This is a genomic window from Citrobacter sp. UYEF32 (genome assembly GCF_040546205.1).
GTDB classification, from domain to species: domain Bacteria; phylum Pseudomonadota; class Gammaproteobacteria; order Enterobacterales; family Enterobacteriaceae; genus Phytobacter; species Phytobacter diazotrophicus.
In genome coordinates this window covers 23,804-48,986 of record NZ_JBEPNI010000004.1, presented here as the reverse complement: position 1 = coordinate 48,986, position 25,183 = coordinate 23,804, and the positions used below count along the sequence as shown (strand labels likewise).

The following is a 25,183-nucleotide window of genomic DNA, read 5'->3' as shown; positions in this document are numbered from 1 at the left end:
AATTGTGAGCAGTGTCGCAAAAAAATGTGGCAAGGTATTCAAATCCCCAGGAATCATCTGGCGTTCTCGCTTTTAGAGGTGAAAAGCGCTGAAATAAAATGTCGGTTTTGCCAGGTGCGTTCATCTGCCGCAGGTATTACTGGCGAATTACCAGTCAACATCGGGGTTGTGCGGCTTGTATAAGTCCTTTGTTCTAATGATCACACTAGTAAAAAAACATAATTACTTAATCCAAAAACGTAATGGATTTTGCGGGCTTACCTGTGTCAGAAAGTATTCCTCATTTATAAAATAAACCGGAGATGTGATTAAAATGAGTGAAAACTTAATACACAATCGACATGATGAGTATCATAAGTTAACTCGTGTGGAACGCATTGGTTATGGGATGGGCGACTTTGCCCAAAACCTTGTTTTTGGTACGATAGGTGGTTTCCTTGCTCTTCACATGCTCACTGTGAATACGATCAGTACAGCAACCGCAGGGTTTATATTTCTTTTTGTCCGTATCATCAATGTCATTTGGGACCCGATGGTAGGAACCTATGTTGACAAAAGAAGTTCAAAAGCTGGTAAATATCGCCCCTGGCTTTTAAGAGCAGGCATTCCTCTCGTTATTCTTTCTGCTTTACTCTTTGCCCCCATTCCTGGGGTGAGAGGTTCAGTTCCCTTTGCTTTTATTATTTACCTTGCTCTGGATTTAGTCTATTCCGTTGTAAATATCCCTTATGGTTCTCTTAATGCTTCATTAACAAGGGATCCTGAATCAATTGATAAGCTTACAAGTACACGAATGATGCTGGCCAACAGTGCTAATTTGCTTGTCTACACGCTGTTCCCCATGTTTGTGCAAATGGCTGCGCCAAAAGACAGAAGCCTCAAGGATACGGGTTTTTTTGGTCTGCATCTCAATCTGGGGAATTATACCGATCCTTCTGCTAACTACGCCTGGTTTGGTGTTTACTCTATTTATATGGTTATTGGGGCCGTTGCTCTTTTCCTCTGTTATAAATTAACCAAAGAACGCGTCGTCGCTACCGAAGAACAAACAGCTAACGTAAAAACGACAGACCTCTTCCTTGAACTCAAAAATAACCGACCGCTTGTTATTCTCGGATTGTTTTTCATGCTGGCCTTTACCTTCATGTTTGTCATGAACACGGCTAATGGCTTTTTCAATCAGTTTGTTGTCGGCCACTCAGAATGGATGGGGGCTGTGGGTCTGGTAGCTTCAATTCCAGGTATCTTATTCCCGGTTTTTTGGCCAAAACTTAAGAAGATTTTCGGTAAAAAAGGTTTTTTCCATCTTTTCCTTGGCATGTTTATTGTCGGTGAATTTCTCACTTACATTTGGTCACTCGACGGAATGCATGATGCCCTCTGGCTTGCGTACATCGCCACCTTTATTAAACAGTGGGGCTTAACATCGGCTACTGGCTTTATGTGGGCGCTTGTTCCGGAAGTGATTGCCTATGGCGAATTGAAATCAGGCAAGCGAAATGCCGCAATCATTAACGCGATTATGGGTATTTTCTTCAAGATAGGTTTTACGATTGGCGGTGCGCTTCCTCTGTGGTTACTGGCCGGTTATGGCTTTAACGAAACCAGTGTATATCAGCATGCCAATGCTATCGCCGGAATAAATATGACGGCTATCTGGATCCCGGTGGTGTTAGCCATTATGTCGATGGTTGCCATTCACTTCTATCCAATTTCAGATGACAATGTCAATGATATCAACCGTCAACTTGATGAGATTCGTGTATAGTTCAAAAATTAAAAATGATAATAAATACAAAATGGATAATTTAAAAAGGTAAACGATATGTCAGTTATTCAAAACCCTATATTACCTGGATTTAACCCAGACCCAAGTATTATCCGTGTAGATGACACGTACTATATTGCGAATTCCACATTTGAATGGTTCCCTGGCGTTCGTTTACATGAGTCAAAAGACCTGGAACACTGGAATCTTCTGCCGTCGCCATTATCAACAACCGCGCTGTTAGATATGAAAGGCAATCCTTCCTCTGGTGGGATTTGGGCTCCGGATCTCTCTTATGCTGACGGCAAATTCTGGTTAGTGTATACGGATGTCAAAGTCACAGAAGGTGCCTTTAAAGACATGACAAACTACCTGACCACCGCAACCGACATTCGCGGGCCCTGGACAGATCCCATTAAGCTTAATGGCGTGGGTTTTGACGCGTCACTTTTCCATGACGACGATGGCCGTAAATATTTAGTGCAACAAACCTGGGACCATAGGGAATACCATCACCCCTTTGACGGTATCACGTTGACTGAGTTTGATACCCGCACCCTAAAATTGAAACCAGAAACCGCGCGTACCCTTTATCGGGGCACTGCCGTTGCACTTGTTGAGGGGCCGCATCTCTACAAAATAAACGGATATTATTATCTCTTTGCCGCTCAGGGAGGCACCGTTTTCACCCACCAGGAGGTGGTTGCGCGTTCGAAAACCCTGGACGCCAATAGTTTTGAAACAGAGCCCGGAGACGTTTTCTTAACGAACGTCGATACCCCGGACAGCTACATCCAAAAACAGGGGCATGGCGCGTTGGTTTCGACGCCCAAAGGTGAATGGTATTACGCCTCGCTCTGCGCTCGTCCATGGAATCGTGTCGGTGAGTCCGCCTATGATCCTCGCGGTTGGTCAACCCTGGGCCGGGAAACGTCTATCCAGAAAGTATTTTGGGATGAAGAGGGCTGGCCGCGTATCGATGGCGGCCACGGGGGGAAAACCTTTGTTGAAGGCCCCGTCGATGCCATTTACACCGAAAGCGCAAAAGACCATAGCCAGTATGACGAGTTTAAAACCGCAACGCTCGATCCCAACTGGAATACGCTCCGTGTCCCGTTCAGCGAAAAAATGGGCACCACGGGTAATGGGAAATTAACCTTAGTTGGGCAAGGTTCGTTAGCAAATACCCATGACCTCTCGCTTATTGCCCGACGCTGGCAGGCTTTTTATTTTGATGCTCAAGTTAAAGTAAAATTTAACCCGTTTAATTATCAACAAATGGCAGGGTTAACGAATTACTATAATGATCGTCACTGGAGCTTTGTTTTCATCACCTGGAATGAAATTAATGGATCAGTGATCGAAATAGCTGAGAATAATCGCGGGAAATATACCTCGTATCTGAAAGATGAGGCCATCAAGATCCCGGAAGGCGTTGAGTATGTCTGGTTCCGCACCAAAGTTCGTAAGCAAAGTTATACCTATGAATACAGCTTTGATGGGGTGCAATTCACTGAAATCCCGGTCAAACTGGATGCCGCCATTCTCTCTGATGATTATGTTCTGCAAAGTTATGGTGGGTTCTTTACCGGGGCGTTCGTTGGTCTGGCGGTAGTAGATTACTCTGGCTATGGTGCCAGCGCAGAGTTTTACCATTTCGCTTACCAGGAACTGGGTGATTCGTTAGTTGCAAATGACACTTATAGCTGGAAGGGGAGCGAATCACGCTTTAGTTAATGGCTAAACGCAGATTCAGTTAAATCCCGAGAGCATTACTGCAAGGCAAAAAACGTTAGCGATGACCCTAAAAGGATTACTGGCCAGTAGGGGGCCGGTAATCCTTTTTTTGCAGGTAAACGGGTCGCTTATCGCTAATACAACAGGGTGTGGATGATGCTGCGCACCGCGATCCCGACAATCACACCGGGGATGACATAGCGGAAAAGCCTGACAAATCGGCTGGCGATCCCAAGGTAAATCCCGATACCTGGCAGGTCGAAGGTCTGGATCAGAAAGCCCGCCGAGGCGTTCATCTGTTCTGGCGTCACCAGCCCTTTTCGCAGAAGCTCTGACATCACCCCGAAGTAGGCTGTTCCACCCGCCAGACACTTGGTCAGCGTTGGCAGCACATACACCTCGGGAAGGCTGAAATAGGCCATCAGCGGCGAGAGTAGCCGGGTCAGAATGTCTATCGCTCCCGCTTCTTTTAGTATGCCGACGATGGTCAGCGAGAGCAGCAACATGGGGAGCGAGCCCAGCGCCAGGCGTATCGCATCTGCCCCCGCGCCATTAATGATACCGATCAGACTGGACGATGATTTATCGTTAAACGCTTCGGCAGGTGCCGCGTTCTGAACGGTGCTGGAAAGTTTTTTCCCGAACAGATGATAAGTGACCGCAGCGGCGACCAGCCCACCAAAAATCGAAATGATGATGGCGTTTCCCCAGTGCAGCCCGTAAGGGATCAACGGGTAGAAGACATTGCCCTGGCCCATCGCAAATAACATTGCCAGCGCGGCGGCAAGCTGGCGCTCTGAGGTGCCTCTTTTTTCCATAATGGCCAGGGCGGCAATGGGGGCGGCAAAGCTGACGAAATTGAGTTGTATCAGGGCGAAGATGGCGATCCCGGAAATACCAAAGGGCTTGAGCACTGGCGCGGTCAGCCGAACCACGGCATCGACAACGCCTTTTGCTTCCAGGTATTTCATCACGATGAGCATGACAACCATGACGGGAATAAGCGTGTAAAGCGCAACATCAACAGACGCCTTTCCTGCTGACATAATGACATCAATAATATTCATTAAGCTATCCAGTGAAGATCCACGCAAGGCAATCTACACCTCCACGACTGTAAGTAAAATCCATGTCGTGCTTTTATAATTTAGTCGGATGGAAGTGACGCTTTGTTGGCTGACGAACATAAGGATAACGTCTGACGCATTGGGGAATATCATGCCAAATGCGGTAATTCTGTAGCGTATTATTTTTATTATCCCGCTTAGTTTAAGATTTTTATCGTCCAATCTCCTTTAGTGTACTACGTTCAATAATGTCACTGTGGTGAGGAGAGCGGATGAAACCATTATCTCTATTGATGTTAACAAGCCTGGCGTTAGCGGGATGTGGGGCGAATAATTCGCCGCCGAAAACCCCCGTTCCCGGCGAAAAAACCTCTGCCCAAATGCGCACCCTCGAAACCGGTGCGCAAATGATTCAATCCCGCCCGCCAGTCGATGCGATAAGCGCCTACCTCGACGGGTTCCATTTCTATAACGGCGATAAAAATGGCCAGATGGAAGCCCATCACTATGTGACGGTGCTTAATGACGATGTCATGCAGGCCGTGATTTATGACAGCAACACCAAAGATGCACGGCTGATGGGCGTTGAGTACATCATTAGCGAACGTTTATTTAAGACCCTGCCGCCAGAAGAAAAAAAGCTTTGGCATAGCCACCAGTATGAAGTGAAGTCCGGGAGTCTCATTGCCCCTGGTTTACCGGCAGTGGCGGATAAGTCACTGATGAAAAAGATTGTGAATACGTACGGGAAAACCTGGCACACCTGGCATACCGATCGTGACAAGACCCTGCCGTTGGGTATTCCGGCGCTAATGATGGGCTTTACCGGGGAAGGGCAGCTTGATCCCCGGCTACTGGCAGACAGAGACCGTCGGTTTAATGTGCAAACGCAGGCTATCAAGCGTGAGCGTGAAGATCTGGTGGCCCACCCTGTCGTCGACGGCGCTAACGCATGGCAACGCGGCGAGGTAATTCAACTCAAGCGGACAACCGGCGGCGGTGAGCATGCACAGGGCGAAACCGCGCATTTTGGCGCATCCGAGCAAACCCTGCAGGCAAAGTGACTATGATCCGGAGGCCTAATGAAAATTCACCACCTCAACTGTGGTTGCATGTGCCCGTTTGGCGGCGCGTTTTATGATGGGTTCAGTAAAGGGCTTCACGCGCATCTGGTCTGCCACTGTTTGCTGATTGAAACGGACCGGGATGGGCTGATTCTGGTGGATACGGGGTTCGGTCGTGACGATATGCGCCACCCCGGTCAGCGTTTGTCTGGCTTTTTCCGCCTGATGAATAATATCCAACGGCGGCAAGAGCTGACGGCGCTTGCACGTATAGAAGCGCTCGGGTTTAACGCGGCGGATGTGCGGCATATTATTCTGACACATCTTGATTTTGACCATGCGGGTGGGCTTACCGACTTTCCTCACGCCCGGATACATCTGTTGCAACAAGAGATAGATACCGCGCATCAGCGCCACAGTTGGCTGGCGCGAGAACGCTATCGACCCGGACAGTGGGGCGGTACTTCCGGCTGGGTTGGCTATCAGCCAAAAGGGGAGAACTGGTATGGCTTCGAGGCGGTGACCGCGCTTGAAGGATTGCTGCCAGACATCCTGCTGGTCCCGCTGGCGGGTCATACGCTGGGGCATGCGGGGATTGCCATTCGCCAGCCGCAGGGCTGGCTGCTGCACGGTGGCGATGCATGGTTTTATCGTGGCGAAATGCGTCAACCAACGCGCCACTGTACGCCGGGCCTGCGTTTTTATCAGTGGATGATGGCAATGGATAATGATGCCAGACGCCATAACCAGCAGCGGCTTCGGGCGCTTTCCTGCCGCCACGGCGATGAAATTACCTTTTTCTGTAGCCACGATGCGCAAGAGTTGCAGACGTTAGCGGCCCCCGAACACTAAGCACGTCGGTCTAATCGCGACCCGTTTCAGGTCGCGATAACCGCATGAGTGGTCGTTTAAATCAGGTTGAAACGCTTATCCGGTACAGGCAATGGCGGCAGCGGACTTTGCCCGGTGATATCCATCAGATTGCGTTCTATCGTGGTGCAGATGGCGTTCAGCGCCAGGTTATTGGGGTGTGTACCAAACGGATGCTCCATCTCTTCGGCAATCGAATCCCATGACAGGAAAGCGTAAGAGATAAACGCTGAAACAAACGGTGTCATCAGGTGAAGGTCGGACACCAGCGCCAGCGGCAGAAGTGTACAAAACAGATAGACCGTACGCTGCAAAATCAACGCATAAGCAAAGGGAACCGGCGTGTTGGCGATACGCTCGCAGCCCCCCAGGCAACGCGACAGCTCGTTAAGATTCTCATCGATATTCTGCCAGACAAAATCATTGATCTTGCCTTCCCGGCGCAGGCTGGCGTACTCCTTGCCAATGAAAATCAGGATGCGATGACAGGCCGAAGTGCTTTTCATCACCTCGGCCGCCGCGTCCGCAGGCAGCAAACGTTGCATATCCTGGGTGGCATCTTGTTGGCGAAGCTGGTGGTTCAGACACCAACTGAACGCGGTCAGGTAGTGGGAAAGCTTCTGCTGGATTGCCGTATCGTCAGGCAGGGCGCTAACGGTCTGTCGCATCAGGCTGCGGGAGGTGATCGTCACCGAACCCCAGATCATTCTCGCTTCGGTGTAACGGCTGTAGCTGGCGTTGTTACGAAAGCCAAGAAATATGGCAATGGCGATACCCAGCAGGCTAAACGGGGCAACAGTCAGGTGAATGTTCAGATTTTCGTAGTACGGCCAGGCAATGATCGCCACGATAGACATGAACAGGTTCAGTCCCAGCCGGAAGATAATCATCGACAGCACGGAGCCATGCCAGTTAAAGAGCCGCACAAACCAGCTCTGAGGTGGACGTATGATCATACGGATTCCTTTACGGTCTTTTGTTTTATTGTTTGCAGGTGGCCGGTGTGAATCCGGCGCGGGAATTGTAGCCTGATCGGATTTTCCCGCAAGCTGATGCGAAAGGAGGAGGTAGAACGCAGGGCTTAGTAAGGCATCACGCACCCGCAGACCGGGTGCGAAACGATCGCCCGGAGGGGTTATGGCTGTCGGAACCGGTAGCCGATGCCACGCACGTTGAGCAGCACCTCTGTGATTCCGGCGGATTCGAGTTTCTTGCGCAGATTATAAATATGGGTATCCACAACACGCTCAAGAGCATCGCTTTCCGGGAGGCACTGTTCCAGTAATGAGAGGCGCGACCAGGCACGAACGGGTGAGCGCATAAGCAGGGTTAATAATGAAAATTCGGTGGGCGTCAGCTCAAGTAAAACCGGTTTTTGATGGTCGACCGTTACCGTGGCGGTCATTGCTGTGGTGTCGACTTCCAGACCTTGCCAGCGCAGGATCTCTTGCGATTCAGCCTGATGATGACAGCGTCTCAATACAGCCTGGACCCGCACAACCACCTCTTTGGGATCGTAGGGTTTGACGATGTAATCATCCGCACCGTAGCGCAGAGCGCCAATTTTATCGGGAAGATCGCCCATCGCCGAAATCATAATGACAGGCGTAAGCCCGTCGCGACGCACTGCGGCCAGCACCTCGCTGCCGTTCATTGACGGCAGCATGATATCAAGCAGAATAAGGTCCGGTTTCCACTGCCGCGCCATATCAAGCCCGATGCGTCCGTCGCCGCAAATCGCAATGTCGAAATTTTCCCGCTTAAGATAGGCCTCAAGAACGCCCGCCGCATCGGCATCATCTTCAATTATCAGCACCCGACGTTGACTCATCGCCTCTTCCTGTTGCACAGCACCTGTTAAGCATGATGATACCCTGGGCAACGGCTTTGCGATATCAGGGGCCACGGCGGTTTACTTAGCGAAAATCCTTAAGTTTTTTCAATTGCCGCCCCAGACCGTCGAAATTATTCTCTCTCAGCCAGGCTTTGATCGGGATCTCTAAATCGTGCCATTCGCTGGCGATGATTGAGAACAGCGCGAGGTCTTCCGAGTGGCCTTTAGTCACTTTTTTGTCCCGCAATATTCCTTCTTTGCGAAAGCCGAAGCGCTCGGCAGCTTTAATCGCCCCGTCATTGAAAATGTTTGTACGCCATTCACATCTGCGGTAGTGGAGCGCATCAATAAAATAAGCCAATACTAAATAGATCGCTTCGGTGCTGATGCGTGTCTTTTTTAACGCTGGCGTCCAGTTGATATCCGTAAGCTCGAACGTGCCGTGTAGTGGATTAATCCTTGTGATGCAGAAAATGCCCTTCACGGTGTCGTCATTTTTATCAATAACCGACATGTGCATGCCATTTTTTGCGCCGATAAGCTCGCGAAAATAGTTATAACACGCCTCTTTGGTGGCGGGTCGTTTTCCAGGTAAATAGGTCCAGTCACGATCATCATCAATACTTTGCCAGGCATGAAATAAATCTTCTGCATGATCGACAGATAGCGGTGTAACCATGCAATAATTTCCGCTAAGGGAGAATTTTTCAGGGGTGCTTCTGGGCGTCCAGTCTTGCATTTCCTGCCCCAGACACTGGCCGTAGCTGTTTCGGTATTGCATAACATTTCCCCTTAAATGAATGTAATTCTGACTGAATTAAAAACCATTGCATTGTAATGCTAATTATATCAATGGTTGCTTTTCGATAATACGATCGCGATCGTGTTTCCCGGCAATAAAATAATTTCGCGGTGCTATACGTAATTATTAAGAGGATGTTTATTTCGTCCATCTGGTATTTTTTTATTGACCATAAGAAAAATTTCCGTAATAAAAATATGGAAAAGCATACGAGTGAATATTTTCTTTGGAATGGGTTTTATCACTATTATTGTGCCAGTGTAGTGCTTGTTAACAATACCGGAAAGGGGAGGCAGAAGAGTGACCTCAGCGGCTTTCACCGCCGGGATCGAACAATATATTACTGACTGGTTAAATTCTGGCATTCCGCAGCGGCGTACTGTGCGGCGCTGAGCGGCACATTATCCAGTGCCTTTTTAATGGCGGAAGAGGAGGAGAACTGGTTGACCGCGTCCCTTTGCATGATCTCAAAACTTTTTTGAATATTCGTGGTGATGTCGTCGCAATTTGCCCCCTGATTCAGGCCGCCAATCACCACGTTATTGATGCGCTCGGACATTTCGGCCCCCATTTTTTGGCCCATTTTTGCCGGGTCTGCTTTGCCTTCTTCCGGCATGGCGCCGGTAAGTAGCGCAGACTTATACAGCGCCTGGCCCAGGGTGACTTTCGCTGCCGCGACTGTCTCTTCGTTCGATGTTGATGCCAGCGCGGACGTTGACGCTGAAAGCAAAAATAAGGTGCTAATGACTGCCAGTCTCATTGAGAAGCTCTTTGTTTATTACAGGTCTCGCCCAACTTAGCCCTGCGCCGGAAAAGGCGGCAACTGGCGGAAGGTGTTCACCAGGCCTTCCGACCAGGCTTTGCGGATACCGGTAAAATAGGGATCGTTTTCCGTGATGCGTCGCTGTTCGCTGGCATCATAGGTATTCGCGCGATAAATCATGACATCCAGCGGCATACCGACGGACAGGTTACTGCGTAACGTCGAATCGATGGAGATCAAGGCGCAGCACATAGCGTGCTCCAGAGGGGTATCGACCGTCAACACCCTGTCGATAATCGGCTTGCCGTATTTGCTCTCGCCAATCTGAAAGTAGGGGGTATCATTCGTCGCTTCAATGAAATTACCTTCGGGATAGATATGAAACAGGCGCGGAACCTCGTTGCCAATCTGCCCACCGAGCAGCATATTGCAGCCAAAATTGGTACTGCTGTTTTGCTGCGCCGCGCTGTCGCGGTGAATCACTTCGCGCACGGTCTCCCCGACCAGCGTGGCGGCGTCATACATCGTCCCCATCTGCATCAGGTTTGGCGTATGCTGGCCCTGTATCCGTTCGTTAAGCAGGCTGACAATACTCTGTGTTGTGGCCAGGTTCCCCGCCGACTGGATCACCAGCACCCGTTCCCCCTCCTTGCTGAACACATGGAGTTTTTTAAACGTTGCGATGTGGTCGACACCCGCATTGGTGCGGGAATCGGAAGCAAAAACCAGCCCGTCGGAAAGACGCATGGCCACACAGTAAGTCATTAAAATACCTTTATTAATTCATTGTTGCTGCTGCATCTGATGTTGTCGCTCAAACAGACTTACCTCAGCAGCGGAAAACATCTCTTCGCAGCCGCCGCCAAAACGGCTACCCCGCACCGGGCAGGCATCCAGATAATCCATTCCAATCGCCAGGCGAAGATGTTGGTTCAGATCACGCGTGTTATTAGTGATATCAAAACTTTGCCAGCGGCCATCAAGCCAGGCTTCTGCCCAGGCATGCATCGCCACATGCTCGGTATCCCGGCTATAAACATAACCACTGACGTAGCGCGCCGGAATGCGCAGGCTACGACAGCAGGCCAGGAAAACGTGCGTATGATCCTGGCACACCCCTTTTCCTTTGGCAAAAGCGACGGCGGCGGTGTCGTGAACCTGGGTGGCGCCGGGCGTATAAGGCATTTTCAGGCGCAATTCCGCCATCAATTCTCCCAGGCTGCCAACCGCATCCTCTTCGCGGTAATAACGCCGGGCAAATTCGCGGATCGGCGAGTCCGGGTCGGTTAACGGGGTCGTGCGCAGGAACACCAGCGGAGAGAGTGACTCGCTGATCTCTTCCTCTTCTTCTGCATTATCGGCGATCTCAACCACACCTTGAGCATGAATGATTATCTCTTGATGAGGGTGATCGAGGGTTAAGACATGCATCAGATTCCCGTATGCATCGGTCGTCGCTACCGCCGAGGCGGGCAACAGCAGGTTCCATTCCTTAATATACTGGCGACCAGAGGTTTGCGGCGTCAGACGCAGATACTGCGTACTGAACTTCACCTCTTCATCGTAGTGATAATGTGTCAGGTGATTAATGGTCAGTTTCATAACGCCTCCAGATAGGTCTGGCGGATACTGTCGGCCAGCTCATTGATTTTGGTAAGAAAACGGTTTAACCACTCCTGAAGATCGTCGGCCAGGGCATCATCAAGGGAGCCGAAACGCAGCTCCACATGCAACTGATGGGCAAGACGCAGCGGAACGCGCGCCCGCTCGCTGCCAATCATCTCCAGTTGTTGAACCAGGTCGCCGACGCAGGCATGCAGCGAGCGCGGCACGTCATTGCGAAACACCAGTAATTCGGTGACGGTCTCCCGGCTGATTGGCTGGCGATAAATGCTGTGGTAGGCCTCCCGGGCGCTTACCGCACGCAATAACGTATCAAGACGGTAATATTCGCGTACCGGATCCGGGTCATTGCTGAGTTGCTGATCTTTTAGCGCCAGCAACTGGGCGGTGGCGAACGCGCGCTCAATCAGGGTACCGATACGGATAAAACACTGGGCGTCGTTACGCAGCAGGGTGCCGAACATGGCGCCACGGAACAGATGCGCACGTTCTTTCACCCAGTCAAAAAAGGCGTCGATACCAATTTTATCCACCCCGGTCTGGCGCAGATTGCGGATATCGATACGGGTGGTATTGATGCACTCCCACACTTCCGATGAAAGACTGCCGCGCACGGCATGGGCGTTGTTCCAGGCCATTTCTATACAACTGTAGATACTGCTCGGGTTCTGCCCATCAAGGGCAAAGAAATTCAGCAGATTATTCATACTGAACCGGGCATAACGCTCCTGAAACAGCTCATGCCCGAACGTCAGATTGAGCGGCAGGGCTAAATCATGCTGTTGCTGGCTGTGGCGCGGCATCATTGATAATTTGTAGGTCACGTCAAGGACGCGGGCAAAGCTCTCTGCCCGTTCCAGATAACGGGCCATCCAGTACAGTTCGCTGGCGGTGCGGCTTAACATTATTCATCCTCCTCCATCACCCAGGTGTCTTTCGTGCCACCCCCTTGCGAGGAGTTCACCACCAGCGATCCTTCGGTCAGCGCCACGCGGGTCAGCCCGCCAGGCACCAGCCTGATCTCTTCGCCGTACAGCGCAAACGGACGCAGGTCAATGTGGCGTGGGGCCAGCCCTTCCTCGACAAAGGTCGGGCAGGTAGAGAGCGCCAGCGTGTTTTGTGCAATATAGTTGCCGGGGTTTGCCAGCAGCCGCTGACGGAACGCATCGATCTGCGCCCGGGTTGAGCGGGGGCCGACCAGCATGCCGTACCCGCCTGCGCCGTGGACCTCTTTCACCACCATCTCATCCAGATGGGCCAGCACGTAACTCAGGTCTTCGGCTTTACGGCACTGCCAGGTGGGGATATTGCCGAGGATAGGCTCCTCAGAAAGATAAAAGCGGATCATGTCCGGCACGTATGGATAGATAGATTTGTCATCCGCCACGCCGGTGCCAATCGCATTGGCCAGCACCACGCCACCTGAACGATAGACCGACAACAGGCCCGGTACACCCAACATTGAATCTGAGCGAAACGCCAGCGGGTCGAGGAAGGCATCGTCAATACGGCGATAGATAACATCGACCCGGCACGGGCCTTCGGTGGTGCGCATATAAACACCGCCTTCTTTGACGAACAGATCGGCGCTTTCTACCAGTTCTACCCCCATTTGCTGGGCAAGAAAACTGTGTTCAAAGTAGGCACTGTTAAAGCGACCAGGCGTCAGCACCACCACGCAGGGGTCATCAACGTACGTGCTTTCACGCAGGGTTTGTAACAAATAGCTGGGGTAACGTTCGACCGGCGCGATATGCGAACTGGCAAACAGATCCGGATACAGGCGCATCATCATCTTGCGATTTTCCAGCATATAAGAGACGCCGGATGGGGTGCGCAGATTATCCTCCAGCACGTAGTACCCGCCGTCACTGTCGCGGACCATATCAATGCCGGTGATATGGGCATAAATATTGTTGTGCAGATCGACGCCCTGCATACAGGGCTGATATTGCTCGTTAGCAAGCACTTGCTCACGGGGGACAATACCGGCATTGAGAATATGCTGGTGGTGGTAGATATCGTACAAGAAAGCGTTGAGCGCTTTTACCCGCTGGCGTATTCCTGCATCAAGCATCCGCCATTCGTGGGCCGGAATGATACGCGGCACGCTGTCGAACGGAATTAAACGCTCTGTTCCTCCTTCTTCACCGTAAACATTAAACGTAATGCCGACGCGGTGAAACAGCAGCTCTGCCTGCTCTTTCTTCTGGTGAATGGCATGCTGGTCAGTTTGCTGCAACCAGTGCCACCAGGCGTCATAATGCTGGCGCTGCTGACCTTCTGCGGTGAGCATTTCATCGTAGTAAGGCGCGCTCGGAAGCGTCATTTTTATCATTGTCATCCCCTGCATTCCGCTTGATGAAGATAGAGTTAAAATGCAGAAAACATGCCAGCGCACCAAAAGCGCGGCTTATCACGCTATGGCGAGGCGGTGTGCACCGTTATGAGGAGCAAGTGGCGAAAAAGCGCACCACAATGGCGTATAAGCGGCAGAAAAAGGGGAGTGACGGTGCAAATGTAAAGACGGCTGCACCAGCCGGAAAAGCGGTAATAAGTGTTCGCCTGTTCCCTTTAAAGGGGTAAAATAAATGCATCTTTAAAAGGGGGCTACGATGACGGGAAAACGCATTCGCCGCGAAAAACTGACCATTCGCTCTATGATTGCGCTTTACCAGCAGCGCTGTCCGCAGGCGCTGGCGGATGAAGCGCACTATCAGGCGTTGAATGATTACGCGGATAAACGGCTGGATAAATGTGTGTTTGGCGAAGAGAAACCGGCCTGCAAACAATGCCCTGTGCACTGTTACCAGCCAGCTAAACGTGAAGAGATGAAGCAGATTATGCGCTGGGCCGGGCCGAGGATGCTGTGGCGACATCCTGTGTTGACTATCCGTCATCTGATTGATGACAAACGCCCTGTTCCCGAACTGCCGGAAAAATACCGCCCTAAAAAATAACGCCGTGGCGGGCACGGCGTTATCTATTCTCAGGCGCGAGTGGCTATAAGAATGGACGATGCTTTAATCAGGGCAATGACGCGTTTCCCCGGTGTCAGTTGCAACGCCTCGCAGCTTTCGTTGGTCACTACCGCCACTATTTCAAAACCGGCGTCTGTGGCGACATGTACGGTTGCGTTTACCGCCCCTTCGGTCACGGCACTTACCGCTCCGGCAAACTGATTACGGGCGGAGAATTTCAGGCCGCAGTCCTCGGTTGCCAGCGTGATCCACGGCGCTTTAATCAGTGCGATGGCTTCTTTTTCGGGGTTCAAACCCAGCGCTTCCTTACTGCTGGATGTGACGATAGCGACAAGCTTCGCGCCTCCGGCGAGGGTTAATTCCACTTCATCGTTTACGGCACCGTGCGCGGTTGCGCTGACTTTACCGACAAGTTGGTTACGAGCTGAAACGGCCATGTTGCCTCCGGGATAATGAGAAAGAGTCAGTTATCTCAGGTCATTGTCTGTTTATCCATACCCATTTTCTTATCATGGGTATAGCTGTGCAGATCGATGCGGGCAACGTGGCGCTTCCACGCAGAGACAGCATCAGCAAATCCGCGGCAGGGGCTCGGCGTGCGGTAAGTCCAGAATACGCTTCACACCGTATAAGCCTGCCAGCCGCACCCCTTTACGCTCCACCACTTCGCCGATGATCGCGGCATCCTGGCCGAGCGGGTGGGCGCGTAACTGCGCCAGTACCTGCTCCGCCGACTGGCGCTGGACAGCAATCACCAGCTTGCCTTCGTTAGCAAAATTCAGCGCTTCCAGCCCTAATAGCTCGCACACGCCGCGCACCGCAGTTTTCACCGGCAGGTCACGTTCGTTAAGTTCGATACCATAACCGCTGGCGGCGGCAAACTCATGCACCACGGCGTTGACTCCGCCGCGCGTCGCATCGCGCAGCGCTTTCACGCCCGGAATATCGCGCAATTGTTGAATCAACGGGGTTAACACCGCACAGTCGCTGGTCAGTTCGCCGTCCAGCCCCAGTTGTTCGCGCAAATTGAGAATGGTCGCACCGTGATCGCCGAGCGTACCGCTGACCAGCAGCACATCACCGGCCTCAAGGGTGCTGGCGCCCCAGCGAATATTGGCCGGAATAGCGCCAATGCCCGCCGTATTGATAAACAGCTTATCCGCCGCGCCGCGCTGCACCACTTTAGTATCGCCGGTAACAATGGCGATATCCGCGCGGCGGGCGGTTTCCGCCATGCTGTTGACCACGGCTTTTAAGGTCTCCATCGGCAGGCCTTCTTCAAGAATAAACCCGCAGGAGAGATAGCGGGGAACGGCGCCGCTTACCGCCACATCGTTCGCCGTGCCGCAAATGGAGAGCTTACCGATATCGCCGCCGGGGAAGAACAGCGGGTCGATAACGTAGCTGTCGGTGGAAAAGGCCAGTCGGTCGCCGCTGGCGGCGAGAGTCGCAAGATCGAGACGCGCCTGATCTTCCTGTTCACTGAGCCACGGGTTCGCGAACGCGTCGATAAAAAGCTGGCTGATAAGCTGTTGCATCGCCTGTCCGCCGCTGCCGTGCGCCAGTTGGACTTCATTCATACTTCGCACTCCTGAGCACGATATTGATACCAGGCGGCGCAGGCGCCCTCAGATGAGACCATCAGTGCGCCAAACGCGGTTTGTGGGTTACAGGTATTGCCGAAAAGCGGGCACTGATGGGGCTTACATTTGCCGGTCAGTACTTCGCCGCAGCGTGCGCGTGGGTCATCGCAGGCTTGCTGCGGCGCAGGGTTAAAGTGGGCTTCGGCATCAAAGCGCTGATAGGGCGCGGTTAAGCGCACCCCGGAGTCGCCAATCATTCCCAGCCCGCGCCATTCGCTATCGCCCCGGACCTCAAACACCTCGCTAATGGCCTGTTGCGCGAGAGGGTTGCCTTCGTCCGGTACCACGCGACGGTACTGGTTTTCTACCTGATGACGGGCGCTGATTTTCTGTTCGACCAGCATCAATACGCCTTGCAGCAGGTCCAGTGGTTCAAACCCGGCCACCACCAGCGGGCGCTGGAACTCCCCGGCGATAAAACCGTAGGCATCGGTGCCGATCACCATGCTGACGTGGCCCGGCGCAAGAAACGCGTCGATACCGTTATCCGGCTCCTCCAGCAGGCTGCGCAGGGTCGGAATGATGGTGATGTGCTGGCAGAAAAAGAAAAAGTTACTCACATCCTGCAATTTTGCCTGTTGCAGCGTGATGGCGGTGGCGGGCATGGTGGTTTCGAAGCCGAGCCCAAAAAAGACCACCTTGCGCTGTGGGTTCTGCTTTGCCAGGGTCAACGCATCCAGCGGGGAGTAAACGATACGCACATCCGCGCCGCGCGCTTTCGCCTGCAACAGAGAGCCATTTTTCCCCGGTACACGCATCGCGTCGCCGAAGGTACAGAAGATCACTTCCGGATGGCTGGCGATCTCCACGCAGGTATCAATGCGCCCCATCGGCAGGACGCACACCGGGCAGCCTGGCCCGTGGATAAACTCAATGTTATCCGGCAACAACTGATCGAGGCCGAACTTAAAGATCGCATGGGTGTGGCCGCCACAGACTTCCATCACTCGTAGCGGGCGCTTCGCGGTATAGGTGAGCAGCGCGGCCCGCTCACCTAAGTGAGCGATAAGCTGCATGACCTGTTCCGGCGCGCGGTATTCATCCACAAAACGCATTATCTCTCCTCACCAAACAGCAGCGCGCCAACATCCGGCTCGACATCGTACATATTTTGTAGTGCCGCCAGTGTCTCGCGGGCCTCGTCTTCGTTTATCACGCTCATGGCGAAGCCCACATGCACCAGCACCCACTGCCCAAGGCGAGAATGCCCCGCTTCGTCCGTGCTGCCCACCAGCGTTAAGTCGACGTCGCGCTGAATACCGCAGACATCGACTTTCGCCTGATTACCATCAATGGCGCTAATTTGTCCCGGAACGCCTATGCACATCGTTGGGTCTCCAGCCAGTCCAGCCAGCGGTCCATACCTTCACCGCTGGTGGCAGAAACCAGAAAAATTTCGATAGAGGGGTTCACTTCGCGGGCACAGGCGAGGCATTTTTCGACATCAAATTTGAGGTAAGGCAGCAGGTCGATTTTATTGAGCAGCATGATGGAGGCCGCAGCAAACATGTGCGGGTATTTCAGCGGTTTGTCTTCGCCTTCGGTCACCGACAGCACGGCGACTTTGTGACGTTCGCCGAGATCAAAACTGGCCGGGCACACCAGGTTGCCGACGTTTTCGATAAACAGAATGCCATTGTCCGCCAGCGGCAGGCGCGGTGCGGCGTCGGCAATCATTTGCGCATCCAGATGACACCCCTTGCCGGTATTGACCTGAATCGCCGGGGTGCCGGTCTCGCGGATGCGCGCGGCATCGTTAACGGTCTGCTGATCCCCTTCGATTACCGCACAAGGCACACGGGCGTTGAGACGGGTCAGGGTTTCGGTCAGCAGGGTGGTTTTACCGGAACCGGGGCTGGAGACCAGGTTCAGCACTAACTGGTGTCTGGCGGCGAAGCGGGCGCGGTTATGCGCGGCGATGCGATTGTTTTTATCTAACACATCGATTTCCACTTCCAGCATCCGCCGCTGGCTCATCCCTGGCGCATGGGTTCCGGCTGCGCCGTGGCCGTAATGTAAATCACCATTTTCCGCCGCCGTCGGGCTGAAATTGTCGGTCTTGACGCCTGTGATTTTCATTGTCGGACGGGCAGCGGGAGCAAAAGGCGCGCTGCGAAACGCAGAATGGGGATTATGCTCGTCGCCCTCGATATAGAGGTTACCTTCCTGACAACCACATGTCGTACACATTGCTCACTCCTCGATTTCCAGCCGCTGAATCTGCATGCCGTCGTCTGCGACGATGTGCAAATTGTCGCTGTTGCATTGCGGGCAGCGACGCACGTGCTGGCTTAGTAAGGTCACGTATTGCTGGCAGCTTTCGCACCAGCACTCCGCCTGTTGTTCTTCGATGTGCAGTGTACAGCCCTCAGCCAGGGTGCCACGGCAGACCAGATCAAAACAAAACGTCAATGCGGCAGGTTCTACACAAGAAAATGCGCCAACTTTGATCCAGACCTCAGTTACGCGCCTGGCGGCGTGCTGTTTCGCCTGTTGTTCAATAATCTCCAGCGCACGCTGGCATAAGGTAATTTCATGCATACTGCCTCCTCATTAATCAGGCGCGTGTTGCAATTACAGTGCCAGGGTTATTCGCTTTATTGCGGTAAGGATCAAGGCGTTAATACATTGTTTTCCGGCAAAATAGCCGCCGCTGATAGCTTTGGGCATTCCATTGATGACGAAAATGACGATCGCGCATTTCCCGGACGTCAAAAATGACCAGGCGACAATCTATTGATCGGGTAAACACCACCATCAGGTGGCGAGGAGAGAACGTGACGGACGTATTGCTCTGTGTGGGGAACAGCATGATGGGTGACGATGGCGCTGGCCCGCTGCTGGCGGAGATGTGTGCGGCGACTCCACCCGGAAACTGGCAGGTGATTGACGGTGGCAGCGCGCCGGAAAACGACATCGTAGCGATCCGCGAGCTTCGCCCCGACAGGCTGTTGATTGTCGATGCGACAGACATGGGGCTTAACCCTGGCGAGATTCGTATTGTCGATCCAGACGATATTGCCGAGATGTTCCTGATGACCACCCATAATATGCCGCTTAATTACCTGATAGATCAGTTAAAAGAGGATGTGGGCGAGGTGATTTTCCTCGGTATTCAGCCGGATATCGTCGGCTTTTATTACCCGATGACGCCCCCGGTAAAAGAGGCCGTCGAAACTGTCTATGCACGCCTTGCCACCTGGCAGGGTAACGGTGGGTTTGCGCTGCTGGAAGCCGGGGAAGAGGAGTAGTTGGCCGCCCCGGATGGCGGCGCGAGCGCCTGGTCCGGGCTACGACCTTACACGCTGCGCTGCACCTAAAGGAACAGAGAAGTGAAAAGGATAATGTGGGCAGGCTTATCCCTGCTGGGTTATGCCACCTCTACCCTGGCGACCGGGTTTGTTAGCTATCTGCCGATGAGCAATGATGAATATGCTAAAAAACGCGCGCAGCGGCATTTGCTGACTATGCCTGCGCCGGGTGAGATAACCCCCGGCCAACGCTGGCATTTTCGCCAGGTCGGTGTGGCGGGTGCAACGCTAGAGCAGGCACCGGAAGAGGCGGATGAATGGCGCATTACCGGCAACGATCGAGCGGGGAAAACCTGGTCGGTGCCTCTGGAATATTTGCATAACGCGGCGGGCAACGCGCACATTTACCGCGCCGATCTGGATCGCAATGGAATTCAGGATCTGATTGTCTGGAAAGGTAACGCCGGCCTGGGGCTGGGGCCAACGGCAAAATTAATCATCATCACGTTTAAAACCGACGGGCGGCCCTGTGTATGGGAGTCCTGGGGGTTTTACACCGTCAGCGGTGCTGGCGTTGAGGATCTGCTCGACCTGCAAGGCAATGGCCGGGCGCAACTGCTGGACATGCAGTTTAGCGACGGTTACTGGGTAACCGATCTATACCAGGTTAAAGAGGCGCACTGGCAGCGCGTTAACGGCTGGTTCGGGCAGTTGCACTATCCGGCGTTGAGCCGTTTTACCTATCGCCCGAACCGCAAATGGGTGAAAAAACCTGGCGCGGGTCGTAACCCGGAAACGGGGGATCTGGCCGCGGGGCAGCGCTGTTTATAGTATCGGTTTTTGCTTGTAGCCCTGGTAAGCGAAGCGCCACCAGGAATGTCCCGGATGCGGCGCTGACGCACCTTATCGGGCTACAACATAACCGGCAGCGCTTAGTCCAAATCTGCCCCGTTGCTGGCAATCACTTTTTTGTACCACCAGAACGATTTTTTGCGCTTACGCTCCAGCGTACCGTTACCTGCGTCGTCACGGTCGACATAGATAAACCCGTAGCGTTTGCTCATCTCACCGGTGGAGGCCGCCACCAGGTCGATACATCCCCAGGTGGTGTAACCCATCACCGGAATACCGTCTTCAATGGCATCGCCCATGGCACGGATATGCTCGCGCAGATAGCTGATACGGTAATCGTCTTCTATTTCACCCTGGGCATTGAATTCATCTTTTGCACCCAGCCCGTTCTCCACCAGAAACAGCGGTTTCTGGTAACGGTCATACATCATATTCATTGTGATACGCAGGCCTAGCGGGTCAATGCCCCAGCCCCATTCGCTTACCTGAATATGCGGGTTACGCAGCGATTTGACGATATTAGCCGCCGAGGTATTTTGCGCATTCATTTCGGCAGAAGCACAGCGCGAGGCGTAATAGCTGAATGACACAAAATCGACGGTATTTTTCAGGATCTCGTCGTCGCCCGCTTCTTTTACAATGCTGACGCCTTTTTCGCGGAACACACGGGCCGCGTAGGCCGGATAGGCACCGCGCGCCTGCACATCAATAAAGAACAGGTTTTCCCGGTCTTTTTCCAGCGCCGTCCACACATCTTCCGGCTTGCAGGAGTAGGGATAGAAATTGCCGCCTGCCAGCATGCAGCCCACCTGATTTTCCGGGTTCACCTCATGGGCGATTTTGGTCGCCAGTGCGCTGGCAATCAGCTCGTGGTGCGCCGCCTGATATTTTACCTGGTCCTGATTTTCGCCCTCTTCAAACACCAGCCCGGCACCGGAGTAAGGGCTATGCAGCATGATGTTGATTTCATTAAAGGTCAGCCAGTATTTCACCAGACCATCAAAGGCTTCAAAGCAGGTGCGGGCGTAGCGGGTAAAAAACGCCACCATCTTGCGGTTACGCCAGGAACCGTATTCGGTAACCAGATGCATCGGCACATCAAAGTGGCACAGTGTCACCAGCGGTTCGATACCGTACTTTTTGCACTCTGCGAACATGTCGCGGTAAAACGCGATGCCCTCGGCGTTCGGCGTCAGCTCATCACCCTGCGGGTAAAGGCGGCTCCAGGCGATAGAGGTGCGAAAGACGGTGAAGCCCATCTCCGCCATCAGCGCGATATCTTCCTTGTAACGATGGTAGAAATCGATCGCCTGATGACTGGGGTAGTATTCGTCTTCACGCAAAGTGAAGCGTTTTTCCAGACCGAGTTTCACCGGCAGACGGTTCGCGCCATGGGGAATGGTGTCGACGGTGGTTAACCCTTTACCGCCTTCCAGATACGCCCCTTCGGCCTGGTTGGCGGCAATGGCGCCGCCCCATAAAAATCCTTTCGGAAATACAGACATGCGTTACCTCGCTTATTGCGCCCGGGCTTCATGAACAACGGCTGTGTTTGCCGCCTGCGGTTTCTGCGCCTCTGCTTCTACCGGGATATCTTCAAAACCGAGAAGCAACGTCAGAACAAAGGAGAGCACCACCGCCAGCGCCATCACGCCGAATACCCAGACAATGGTCATTGGATTAGCCGGATCGAAAAACTGTACGCTGGTAAACAGACCAGGCGCCGCCATGGAGTGGCTGGCAAGCCCGGCAATCCCCGCGACGGCGCCGCAGATAAAGCCGCTTATCAGGCTCGCAATCAGCGGACGTTTCAGGCGAACGGCCACGCCATACAGCGCCGGTTCAGAGATACCGGCCAGGATAGCCGAAGCCGCTGCCGCAAGGGCAGTCTGGCGCAGTTCCGGGTTTTTGGTTTTCCACGCCACCGCCAGCGACGAGCCGCCGAGCGACAGGTTAGCGCCAATCTCTGACGGCATTACCATGCCTTCTTTGCCTGTTTCGGCAATGGTTTGAATGATAGTGGGAGTAAATACGCGGTGCATCCCGGTCATCACCAGCAGCGGCCACAGGGCGCCCATAATGGCAACGGACAGCCAGCCCAGATAGCCATGAATGGTGTAGACCAGCGCGGAGATGGCGCTACCAATCCAGATCCCCAGCGGGCCAATCAGCACAATAGCCAGCGGTGCGGCAATCAGCACTATCAGCATCGGTTTCAGGAAGTTTTTCGTCACCGCCGGGGTAATTTTGTCGACCCAACGTTCGATATACGACAGACACCAGGTCATCACCAGCGCCGGAATCACGGTGTAGGTGTATTTCACCGCCGTCACCGGCACCAGCGCGAACTCCACATGCTCACCCTGCGCGGCTTTCGCCATCAGCTCGATAAAGCTTGGATGTACCAGCACGCCCGCAATGGCAATCGCCAGCGACATATTGGTTTTAAATTTCACGGCGGCAGACGCGGCCACCATCAGCGGCAGGAAGAAGAAGGCACCGTCGCCAATCACCGTCAGAATAGTCAGCGTTGAAGAACCTTTTGGCAGTAGGCCGGACATTTCCAGCACCATCGCCAGCAGTTTGACCATCGAGCCGCCGATGATCGCCGGGATCAGCGGTGACATGGTGCCGATCAGCGCATCGAGAATACCTGCGCCAATGCGCTTAAGGGTCAGCCTCTGTTTACCGACCGGCTGAGCGGGCTGCATATCGCCAGGCAGCAATGCCACCACTTCACGATAGGCATGCGACACCGTATTGCCGATGATGACCTGGCACTGGCTGTCGTTGCGTACCACGCCCATAACGCCGCTAATGCCTTTGAGCGTCGCGCTGTCAATTTTGGCGTCGTCTTTCACCACGAAGCGCAGACGCGTCATGCAATGGGTGATGGCAGCGATGTTATCAACACCACCTAACGCGTTCACCACCGAGCCGGCAAGCGCCGCATAATTCTTCGACATCGGGTTATATCCTGTTTTATCAATAAGGTACGGCTTCATTGCGCTGTTTTACGCAGGCAATGAAACATCAGATAGGAAACCGGTTCCACAAAATCATGATGAGTTTCATGTATGCAAACAAGATCAAAAATTCATCTTTATCTATTTTTGTGATGGTGATCGCTTAATATTTTTTGACCGCTTTTATCCCGTTGCGACATTCTTTAGTGGGTGAAGTACACTGCATGGCATCGAAATCAAACGGATAAGCAACATGACCACAATGCTTGAGGTGGCAAAGCGGGCAGGGGTGTCGAAGGCGACAGTCTCCCGTGTGCTATCGGGCAACGGCTACGTCAGCCAGGAGACCAAAGACCGGGTGTTTCAGGCGATCGAAGAGAGCGGATATCGCCCGAACCTGCTGGCGCGCAGTCTGGCGACGAACAAAACGCAAACGCTGGGGCTGGTGGTTACCAACACGTTGTATCACGGGGTCTATTTTAGCGAGCTGCTGTTTCATGCCGCGCGGATGACCGAAGATCAGGGCCGGCGTTTAATTCTGGCGGACGGTAAACACAGCGCTGAAGAAGAGCGCGAAGCGATTCAATATCTGCTCGATTTAAAATGCGATGCGATCATTATTTATCCGCGCTTTTTAAGCGTCGATGAAATGGACACTATCGTCAAAAGCCACAGTCAGCCCATTATGGTGCTTAATCGTCGATTACGTAAAAACAGCAGCCACTGTGTCTGGTGCGATCAAAAAGCCTCCAGCTTTAACGCGGTGGCGACATTAATTGCGATGGGGCATCAGGATATTGCATTTATTACCGGCTCGCTGGATTCCCCGACCGGTATTGAGCGGCTTTCTGGCTATAAAGACGCCCTGGCGCAGCACGGCATTGCGTTACGTAATGAGTTGATTGTACAAGGGAAGTGGTCACCGGAAAGCGGGGCGGCAGGCGTGGAAACGCTGCTGGTAAAGGGTGTCAGTTTTAGTGCGCTGGTGGCGAGCAATGATGATATGGCGATTGGCGCCATGAAGAGACTGGATGAGCGGGGAATCACTGTACCCACGCAGGTTTCGGTTATTGGATTTGATGACATTGCCATTGCCCCGTATGTTATTCCCGCACTCTCCAGCGTTAAAATCCCGGCCACGGAGATGATTAAAGAAACCATCGAGCGGTTAATTTTTATGCTTGATGGCGGTGAGTTTAATTACCACCAGCCATTTCTTGGCGAATTAATGTTACGTGATTCACTCATTCCAGGCCCCACACGCTAACCTCGTCAACTGTCATCGTCACTTCTGTCGATGACAGAATGTCATCTTATAAAATCTGATAAATAACAATAACATAATAACTGGCATGAAACGTGTATATCCGGCGTGATGAAACTCATTGCTGGAGAAGACGATGAACCGTTTTATTATGGCGGATGCCAGTAAATGTATTGGCTGTCGCACCTGTGAAGTTGCCTGTGTGGTCTCACATCAGGAACAACAGGACTGCGCGGCCCTTACCCCTGAAACCTTTTTACCCCGCATTCACGTTATCAAAGGCGTCAACGTATCGACGGCAACACTCTGCCGCCAGTGTGAAGACGCACCCTGCGCCAATGTCTGTCCTAATGGCGCCATCAGCCGCGACAAAGGGTTTGTCCATGTCATGCAGGAACGTTGCATTGGTTGCAAAACCTGCGTAGTTGCCTGTCCCTATGGCGCCATGGAGGTCGTGGTCCGCCCGGTCGTTCGCCATAACGGCATCGGCCTGACCATGTCCGGGCAGAAGGCCGAAGCCAACAAATGCGATTTATGCTACCAACACGAAAGTGGCCCGGCCTGTATTTCCGTATGTCCGACCAAGGCGCTGGTCTGCGTTGACCGGGAAATACTGGAACACATGAGCGAAGAGAAACGTCGTCGCACTGCGCTGGAAAGTGCCGTGTCGCTGGGTTTTTAAAAAATAACTTTCACTT

Annotated in this window: 26 protein-coding genes; 9 read left to right on the top strand and 17 right to left on the bottom strand. The window is 53.0% G+C overall.

Annotated elements, in window-relative coordinates; translation table 11 throughout:
- Window positions 1-328 precede the first annotated feature (328 nt).
- Both ABIB59_RS11690 and ABIB59_RS11685 read left to right on the top strand, forming a co-directional pair.
- Window positions 329-1,768 carry an MFS transporter gene (locus tag ABIB59_RS11690; RefSeq protein ID WP_162303324.1) on the top strand — a complete coding sequence of 480 codons (1,440 nt, stop codon included), beginning with the start codon at window positions 329-331 and terminating at the stop codon, window positions 1,766-1,768.
- A 57-nt stretch (window positions 1,769-1,825) separates the two neighbouring features.
- Window positions 1,826-3,505: a glycoside hydrolase family 43 protein gene (locus ABIB59_RS11685; protein WP_354035523.1), complete on the top strand. Its 1,680-nt coding sequence runs from the start codon at window positions 1,826-1,828 to the stop codon at window positions 3,503-3,505.
- Between the two features lie 134 nt (window positions 3,506-3,639).
- Here ABIB59_RS11685 and ABIB59_RS11680 read toward each other — a convergent pair whose 3' ends face one another.
- Window positions 3,640-4,572 (bottom strand): nucleoside recognition domain-containing protein, encoded by a 933-nt coding sequence (locus ABIB59_RS11680; RefSeq protein ID WP_039077663.1) that lies wholly within the window; start codon window positions 4,570-4,572, stop codon window positions 3,640-3,642.
- A gap of 272 nt (window positions 4,573-4,844) precedes the next feature.
- Here ABIB59_RS11680 and ABIB59_RS11675 point away from each other — a divergent pair, with 272 nt between their 5' ends.
- Window positions 4,845-5,636 (top strand): OBAP family protein, encoded by a 792-nt coding sequence (locus ABIB59_RS11675; RefSeq protein WP_039077662.1) that lies wholly within the window; start codon window positions 4,845-4,847, stop codon window positions 5,634-5,636.
- 18 nt (window positions 5,637-5,654) lie between these two features.
- Window positions 5,655-6,488, top strand: coding sequence for an MBL fold metallo-hydrolase (locus ABIB59_RS11670; protein ID WP_354035520.1), 834 nt, complete (start codon window positions 5,655-5,657; stop codon window positions 6,486-6,488).
- Window positions 6,489-6,544: 56 nt separating this feature from the next.
- Here the strand turns inward: ABIB59_RS11670 and ABIB59_RS11665 are convergent, their stop codons facing one another.
- The 8 genes from ABIB59_RS11665 to ABIB59_RS11630 form a co-directional block, all read right to left on the bottom strand.
- Complete coding sequence (locus tag ABIB59_RS11665) at window positions 6,545-7,462, bottom strand: bestrophin family protein (RefSeq protein WP_039077660.1); 918 nt, start codon at window positions 7,460-7,462, stop codon at window positions 6,545-6,547.
- Window positions 7,463-7,641: 179 nt separating this feature from the next.
- Window positions 7,642-8,337 carry a response regulator gene (locus ABIB59_RS11660; protein WP_039077659.1) on the bottom strand — a complete coding sequence of 232 codons (696 nt, stop codon included), beginning with the start codon at window positions 8,335-8,337 and terminating at the stop codon, window positions 7,642-7,644.
- Window positions 8,338-8,422: 85 nt separating this feature from the next.
- The gene (locus tag ABIB59_RS11655; protein ID WP_039077658.1) at window positions 8,423-9,121 is read right to left on the bottom strand and encodes a GNAT family N-acetyltransferase; all 699 of its coding nucleotides are present in this window, start codon (window positions 9,119-9,121) and stop codon (window positions 8,423-8,425) included.
- Window positions 9,122-9,482: 361 nt separating this feature from the next.
- The gene (locus tag ABIB59_RS11650; RefSeq protein WP_079497793.1) at window positions 9,483-9,902 is read right to left on the bottom strand and encodes a hypothetical protein; all 420 of its coding nucleotides are present in this window, start codon (window positions 9,900-9,902) and stop codon (window positions 9,483-9,485) included.
- A 36-nt stretch (window positions 9,903-9,938) separates the two neighbouring features.
- On the bottom strand, window positions 9,939-10,670 hold the full coding sequence (locus tag ABIB59_RS11645) for a proteasome-type protease (protein WP_071194752.1): 732 nt from the start codon (window positions 10,668-10,670) through the stop codon (window positions 9,939-9,941).
- A gap of 18 nt (window positions 10,671-10,688) precedes the next feature.
- Entirely contained in the window at window positions 10,689-11,507 is an 819-nt protein-coding gene (locus ABIB59_RS11640; RefSeq protein WP_039077655.1) for a transglutaminase family protein, read from the bottom strand.
- Window positions 11,504-12,433, bottom strand: coding sequence for an alpha-E domain-containing protein (locus tag ABIB59_RS11635; protein WP_039077654.1), 930 nt, complete (start codon window positions 12,431-12,433; stop codon window positions 11,504-11,506). The genes ABIB59_RS11640 and ABIB59_RS11635 overlap by 4 nt, the downstream gene beginning before the upstream one ends.
- Window positions 12,433-13,866 (bottom strand): circularly permuted type 2 ATP-grasp protein, encoded by a 1,434-nt coding sequence (locus ABIB59_RS11630; RefSeq protein WP_039077653.1) that lies wholly within the window; start codon window positions 13,864-13,866, stop codon window positions 12,433-12,435. Before ABIB59_RS11630 ends, ABIB59_RS11635 begins: the two co-directional genes overlap by 1 nt.
- Window positions 13,867-14,143: 277 nt before the next feature.
- Here ABIB59_RS11630 and ABIB59_RS11625 point away from each other — a divergent pair, with 277 nt between their 5' ends.
- Complete coding sequence (locus ABIB59_RS11625) at window positions 14,144-14,488, top strand: nitrous oxide-stimulated promoter family protein (protein WP_039077651.1); 345 nt, start codon at window positions 14,144-14,146, stop codon at window positions 14,486-14,488.
- A 29-nt stretch (window positions 14,489-14,517) separates the two neighbouring features.
- Here the strand turns inward: ABIB59_RS11625 and ABIB59_RS11620 are convergent, their stop codons facing one another.
- The 6 genes from ABIB59_RS11620 to hypA form a co-directional block, all read right to left on the bottom strand.
- On the bottom strand, window positions 14,518-14,946 hold the full coding sequence (locus ABIB59_RS11620) for a TOBE domain-containing protein (RefSeq protein ID WP_354035516.1): 429 nt from the start codon (window positions 14,944-14,946) through the stop codon (window positions 14,518-14,520).
- A gap of 132 nt (window positions 14,947-15,078) precedes the next feature.
- Window positions 15,079-16,089 (bottom strand): hydrogenase expression/formation protein HypE, encoded by a 1,011-nt coding sequence (gene hypE, locus ABIB59_RS11615; RefSeq protein ID WP_039077649.1) that lies wholly within the window; start codon window positions 16,087-16,089, stop codon window positions 15,079-15,081.
- Window positions 16,086-17,207 carry a hydrogenase formation protein HypD gene (gene hypD, locus ABIB59_RS11610; protein WP_039077648.1) on the bottom strand — a complete coding sequence of 374 codons (1,122 nt, stop codon included), beginning with the start codon at window positions 17,205-17,207 and terminating at the stop codon, window positions 16,086-16,088. Before hypD ends, hypE begins: the two co-directional genes overlap by 4 nt.
- Window positions 17,207-17,479, bottom strand: coding sequence for a HypC/HybG/HupF family hydrogenase formation chaperone (locus ABIB59_RS11605; protein WP_039077647.1), 273 nt, complete (start codon window positions 17,477-17,479; stop codon window positions 17,207-17,209). Before ABIB59_RS11605 ends, hypD begins: the two co-directional genes overlap by 1 nt.
- Window positions 17,470-18,342, bottom strand: coding sequence for a hydrogenase nickel incorporation protein HypB (gene hypB, locus ABIB59_RS11600; RefSeq protein ID WP_039077646.1), 873 nt, complete (start codon window positions 18,340-18,342; stop codon window positions 17,470-17,472). The genes ABIB59_RS11605 and hypB overlap by 10 nt, the downstream gene beginning before the upstream one ends.
- A gap of 3 nt (window positions 18,343-18,345) precedes the next feature.
- Window positions 18,346-18,693: a hydrogenase maturation nickel metallochaperone HypA gene (hypA, locus tag ABIB59_RS11595; RefSeq protein WP_071194748.1), complete on the bottom strand. Its 348-nt coding sequence runs from the start codon at window positions 18,691-18,693 to the stop codon at window positions 18,346-18,348.
- Window positions 18,694-18,929: 236 nt separating this feature from the next.
- Between hypA and hycI the strand changes: the two genes are divergently transcribed.
- Complete coding sequence (gene hycI / locus ABIB59_RS11590) at window positions 18,930-19,403, top strand: hydrogenase maturation peptidase HycI (protein ID WP_107223860.1); 474 nt, start codon at window positions 18,930-18,932, stop codon at window positions 19,401-19,403.
- 93 nt (window positions 19,404-19,496) lie between these two features.
- Window positions 19,497-20,234: a hypothetical protein gene (locus ABIB59_RS11585; RefSeq protein ID WP_354035896.1), complete on the top strand. Its 738-nt coding sequence runs from the start codon at window positions 19,497-19,499 to the stop codon at window positions 20,232-20,234.
- 101 nt (window positions 20,235-20,335) lie between these two features.
- On the opposite strand, the gene ABIB59_RS11580 is transcribed toward ABIB59_RS11585, so the two are convergent.
- Together ABIB59_RS11580 and ascF are read right to left on the bottom strand one after the other, a co-directional pair.
- Complete coding sequence (locus tag ABIB59_RS11580) at window positions 20,336-21,760, bottom strand: 6-phospho-beta-glucosidase (RefSeq protein ID WP_039077643.1); 1,425 nt, start codon at window positions 21,758-21,760, stop codon at window positions 20,336-20,338.
- Between the two features lie 12 nt (window positions 21,761-21,772).
- Window positions 21,773-23,221, bottom strand: a complete 1,449-nt coding sequence (gene ascF, locus ABIB59_RS11575; protein ID WP_354035512.1) for a PTS cellobiose/arbutin/salicin transporter subunit IIBC — start codon at window positions 23,219-23,221, stop codon at window positions 21,773-21,775.
- Window positions 23,222-23,474: 253 nt separating this feature from the next.
- Between ascF and ABIB59_RS11570 the strand changes: the two genes are divergently transcribed.
- Both ABIB59_RS11570 and hydN read left to right on the top strand, forming a co-directional pair.
- The gene (locus tag ABIB59_RS11570; protein WP_354035510.1) at window positions 23,475-24,488 is read left to right on the top strand and encodes a LacI family DNA-binding transcriptional regulator; all 1,014 of its coding nucleotides are present in this window, start codon (window positions 23,475-23,477) and stop codon (window positions 24,486-24,488) included.
- Window positions 24,489-24,621: 133 nt separating this feature from the next.
- Window positions 24,622-25,167: an electron transport protein HydN gene (hydN, locus tag ABIB59_RS11565; protein WP_039077640.1), complete on the top strand. Its 546-nt coding sequence runs from the start codon at window positions 24,622-24,624 to the stop codon at window positions 25,165-25,167.
- Window positions 25,168-25,183: the final 16 nt, after the last annotated feature.

What these genes read in the sequence shown, in the direction of transcription:
- ABIB59_RS11685 (WP_354035523.1), top strand. Translation starts at nt 1,826, where the DNA reads ATGTCAGTTATTCAAAACCCTATATTACCTGGATTTAACCCAGACCCA.
- ABIB59_RS11680 (WP_039077663.1), bottom strand. Translation starts at nt 4,572, where the DNA reads ATGAATATTATTGATGTCATTATGTCAGCAGGAAAGGCGTCTGTTGAT.
- ABIB59_RS11675 (WP_039077662.1), top strand. Translation starts at nt 4,845, where the DNA reads ATGAAACCATTATCTCTATTGATGTTAACAAGCCTGGCGTTAGCGGGA.
- ABIB59_RS11670 (WP_354035520.1), top strand. Translation starts at nt 5,655, where the DNA reads ATGAAAATTCACCACCTCAACTGTGGTTGCATGTGCCCGTTTGGCGGC.
- ABIB59_RS11665 (WP_039077660.1), bottom strand. Translation starts at nt 7,462, where the DNA reads ATGATCATACGTCCACCTCAGAGCTGGTTTGTGCGGCTCTTTAACTGG.
- ABIB59_RS11660 (WP_039077659.1), bottom strand. Translation starts at nt 8,337, where the DNA reads ATGAGTCAACGTCGGGTGCTGATAATTGAAGATGATGCCGATGCGGCG.
- ABIB59_RS11655 (WP_039077658.1), bottom strand. Translation starts at nt 9,121, where the DNA reads ATGCAATACCGAAACAGCTACGGCCAGTGTCTGGGGCAGGAAATGCAA.
- ABIB59_RS11650 (WP_079497793.1), bottom strand. Translation starts at nt 9,902, where the DNA reads ATGAGACTGGCAGTCATTAGCACCTTATTTTTGCTTTCAGCGTCAACG.
- ABIB59_RS11645 (WP_071194752.1), bottom strand. Translation starts at nt 10,670, where the DNA reads ATGACTTACTGTGTGGCCATGCGTCTTTCCGACGGGCTGGTTTTTGCT.
- ABIB59_RS11640 (WP_039077655.1), bottom strand. Translation starts at nt 11,507, where the DNA reads ATGAAACTGACCATTAATCACCTGACACATTATCACTACGATGAAGAG.
- ABIB59_RS11635 (WP_039077654.1), bottom strand. Translation starts at nt 12,433, where the DNA reads ATGTTAAGCCGCACCGCCAGCGAACTGTACTGGATGGCCCGTTATCTG.
- ABIB59_RS11630 (WP_039077653.1), bottom strand. Translation starts at nt 13,866, where the DNA reads ATGATAAAAATGACGCTTCCGAGCGCGCCTTACTACGATGAAATGCTC.
- ABIB59_RS11625 (WP_039077651.1), top strand. Translation starts at nt 14,144, where the DNA reads ATGACGGGAAAACGCATTCGCCGCGAAAAACTGACCATTCGCTCTATG.
- ABIB59_RS11620 (WP_354035516.1), bottom strand. Translation starts at nt 14,946, where the DNA reads ATGGCCGTTTCAGCTCGTAACCAACTTGTCGGTAAAGTCAGCGCAACC.
- hypE (WP_039077649.1), bottom strand. Translation starts at nt 16,089, where the DNA reads ATGAATGAAGTCCAACTGGCGCACGGCAGCGGCGGACAGGCGATGCAA.
- hypD (WP_039077648.1), bottom strand. Translation starts at nt 17,207, where the DNA reads ATGCGTTTTGTGGATGAATACCGCGCGCCGGAACAGGTCATGCAGCTT.
- ABIB59_RS11605 (WP_039077647.1), bottom strand. Translation starts at nt 17,479, where the DNA reads ATGTGCATAGGCGTTCCGGGACAAATTAGCGCCATTGATGGTAATCAG.
- hypB (WP_039077646.1), bottom strand. Translation starts at nt 18,342, where the DNA reads ATGTGTACGACATGTGGTTGTCAGGAAGGTAACCTCTATATCGAGGGC.
- hypA (WP_071194748.1), bottom strand. Translation starts at nt 18,693, where the DNA reads ATGCATGAAATTACCTTATGCCAGCGTGCGCTGGAGATTATTGAACAA.
- ABIB59_RS11585 (WP_354035896.1), top strand. Translation starts at nt 19,497, where the DNA reads ATGTGGGCAGGCTTATCCCTGCTGGGTTATGCCACCTCTACCCTGGCG.
- ABIB59_RS11580 (WP_039077643.1), bottom strand. Translation starts at nt 21,760, where the DNA reads ATGTCTGTATTTCCGAAAGGATTTTTATGGGGCGGCGCCATTGCCGCC.
- ascF (WP_354035512.1), bottom strand. Translation starts at nt 23,221, where the DNA reads ATGTCGAAGAATTATGCGGCGCTTGCCGGCTCGGTGGTGAACGCGTTA.
- ABIB59_RS11570 (WP_354035510.1), top strand. Translation starts at nt 23,475, where the DNA reads ATGACCACAATGCTTGAGGTGGCAAAGCGGGCAGGGGTGTCGAAGGCG.
- hydN (WP_039077640.1), top strand. Translation starts at nt 24,622, where the DNA reads ATGAACCGTTTTATTATGGCGGATGCCAGTAAATGTATTGGCTGTCGC.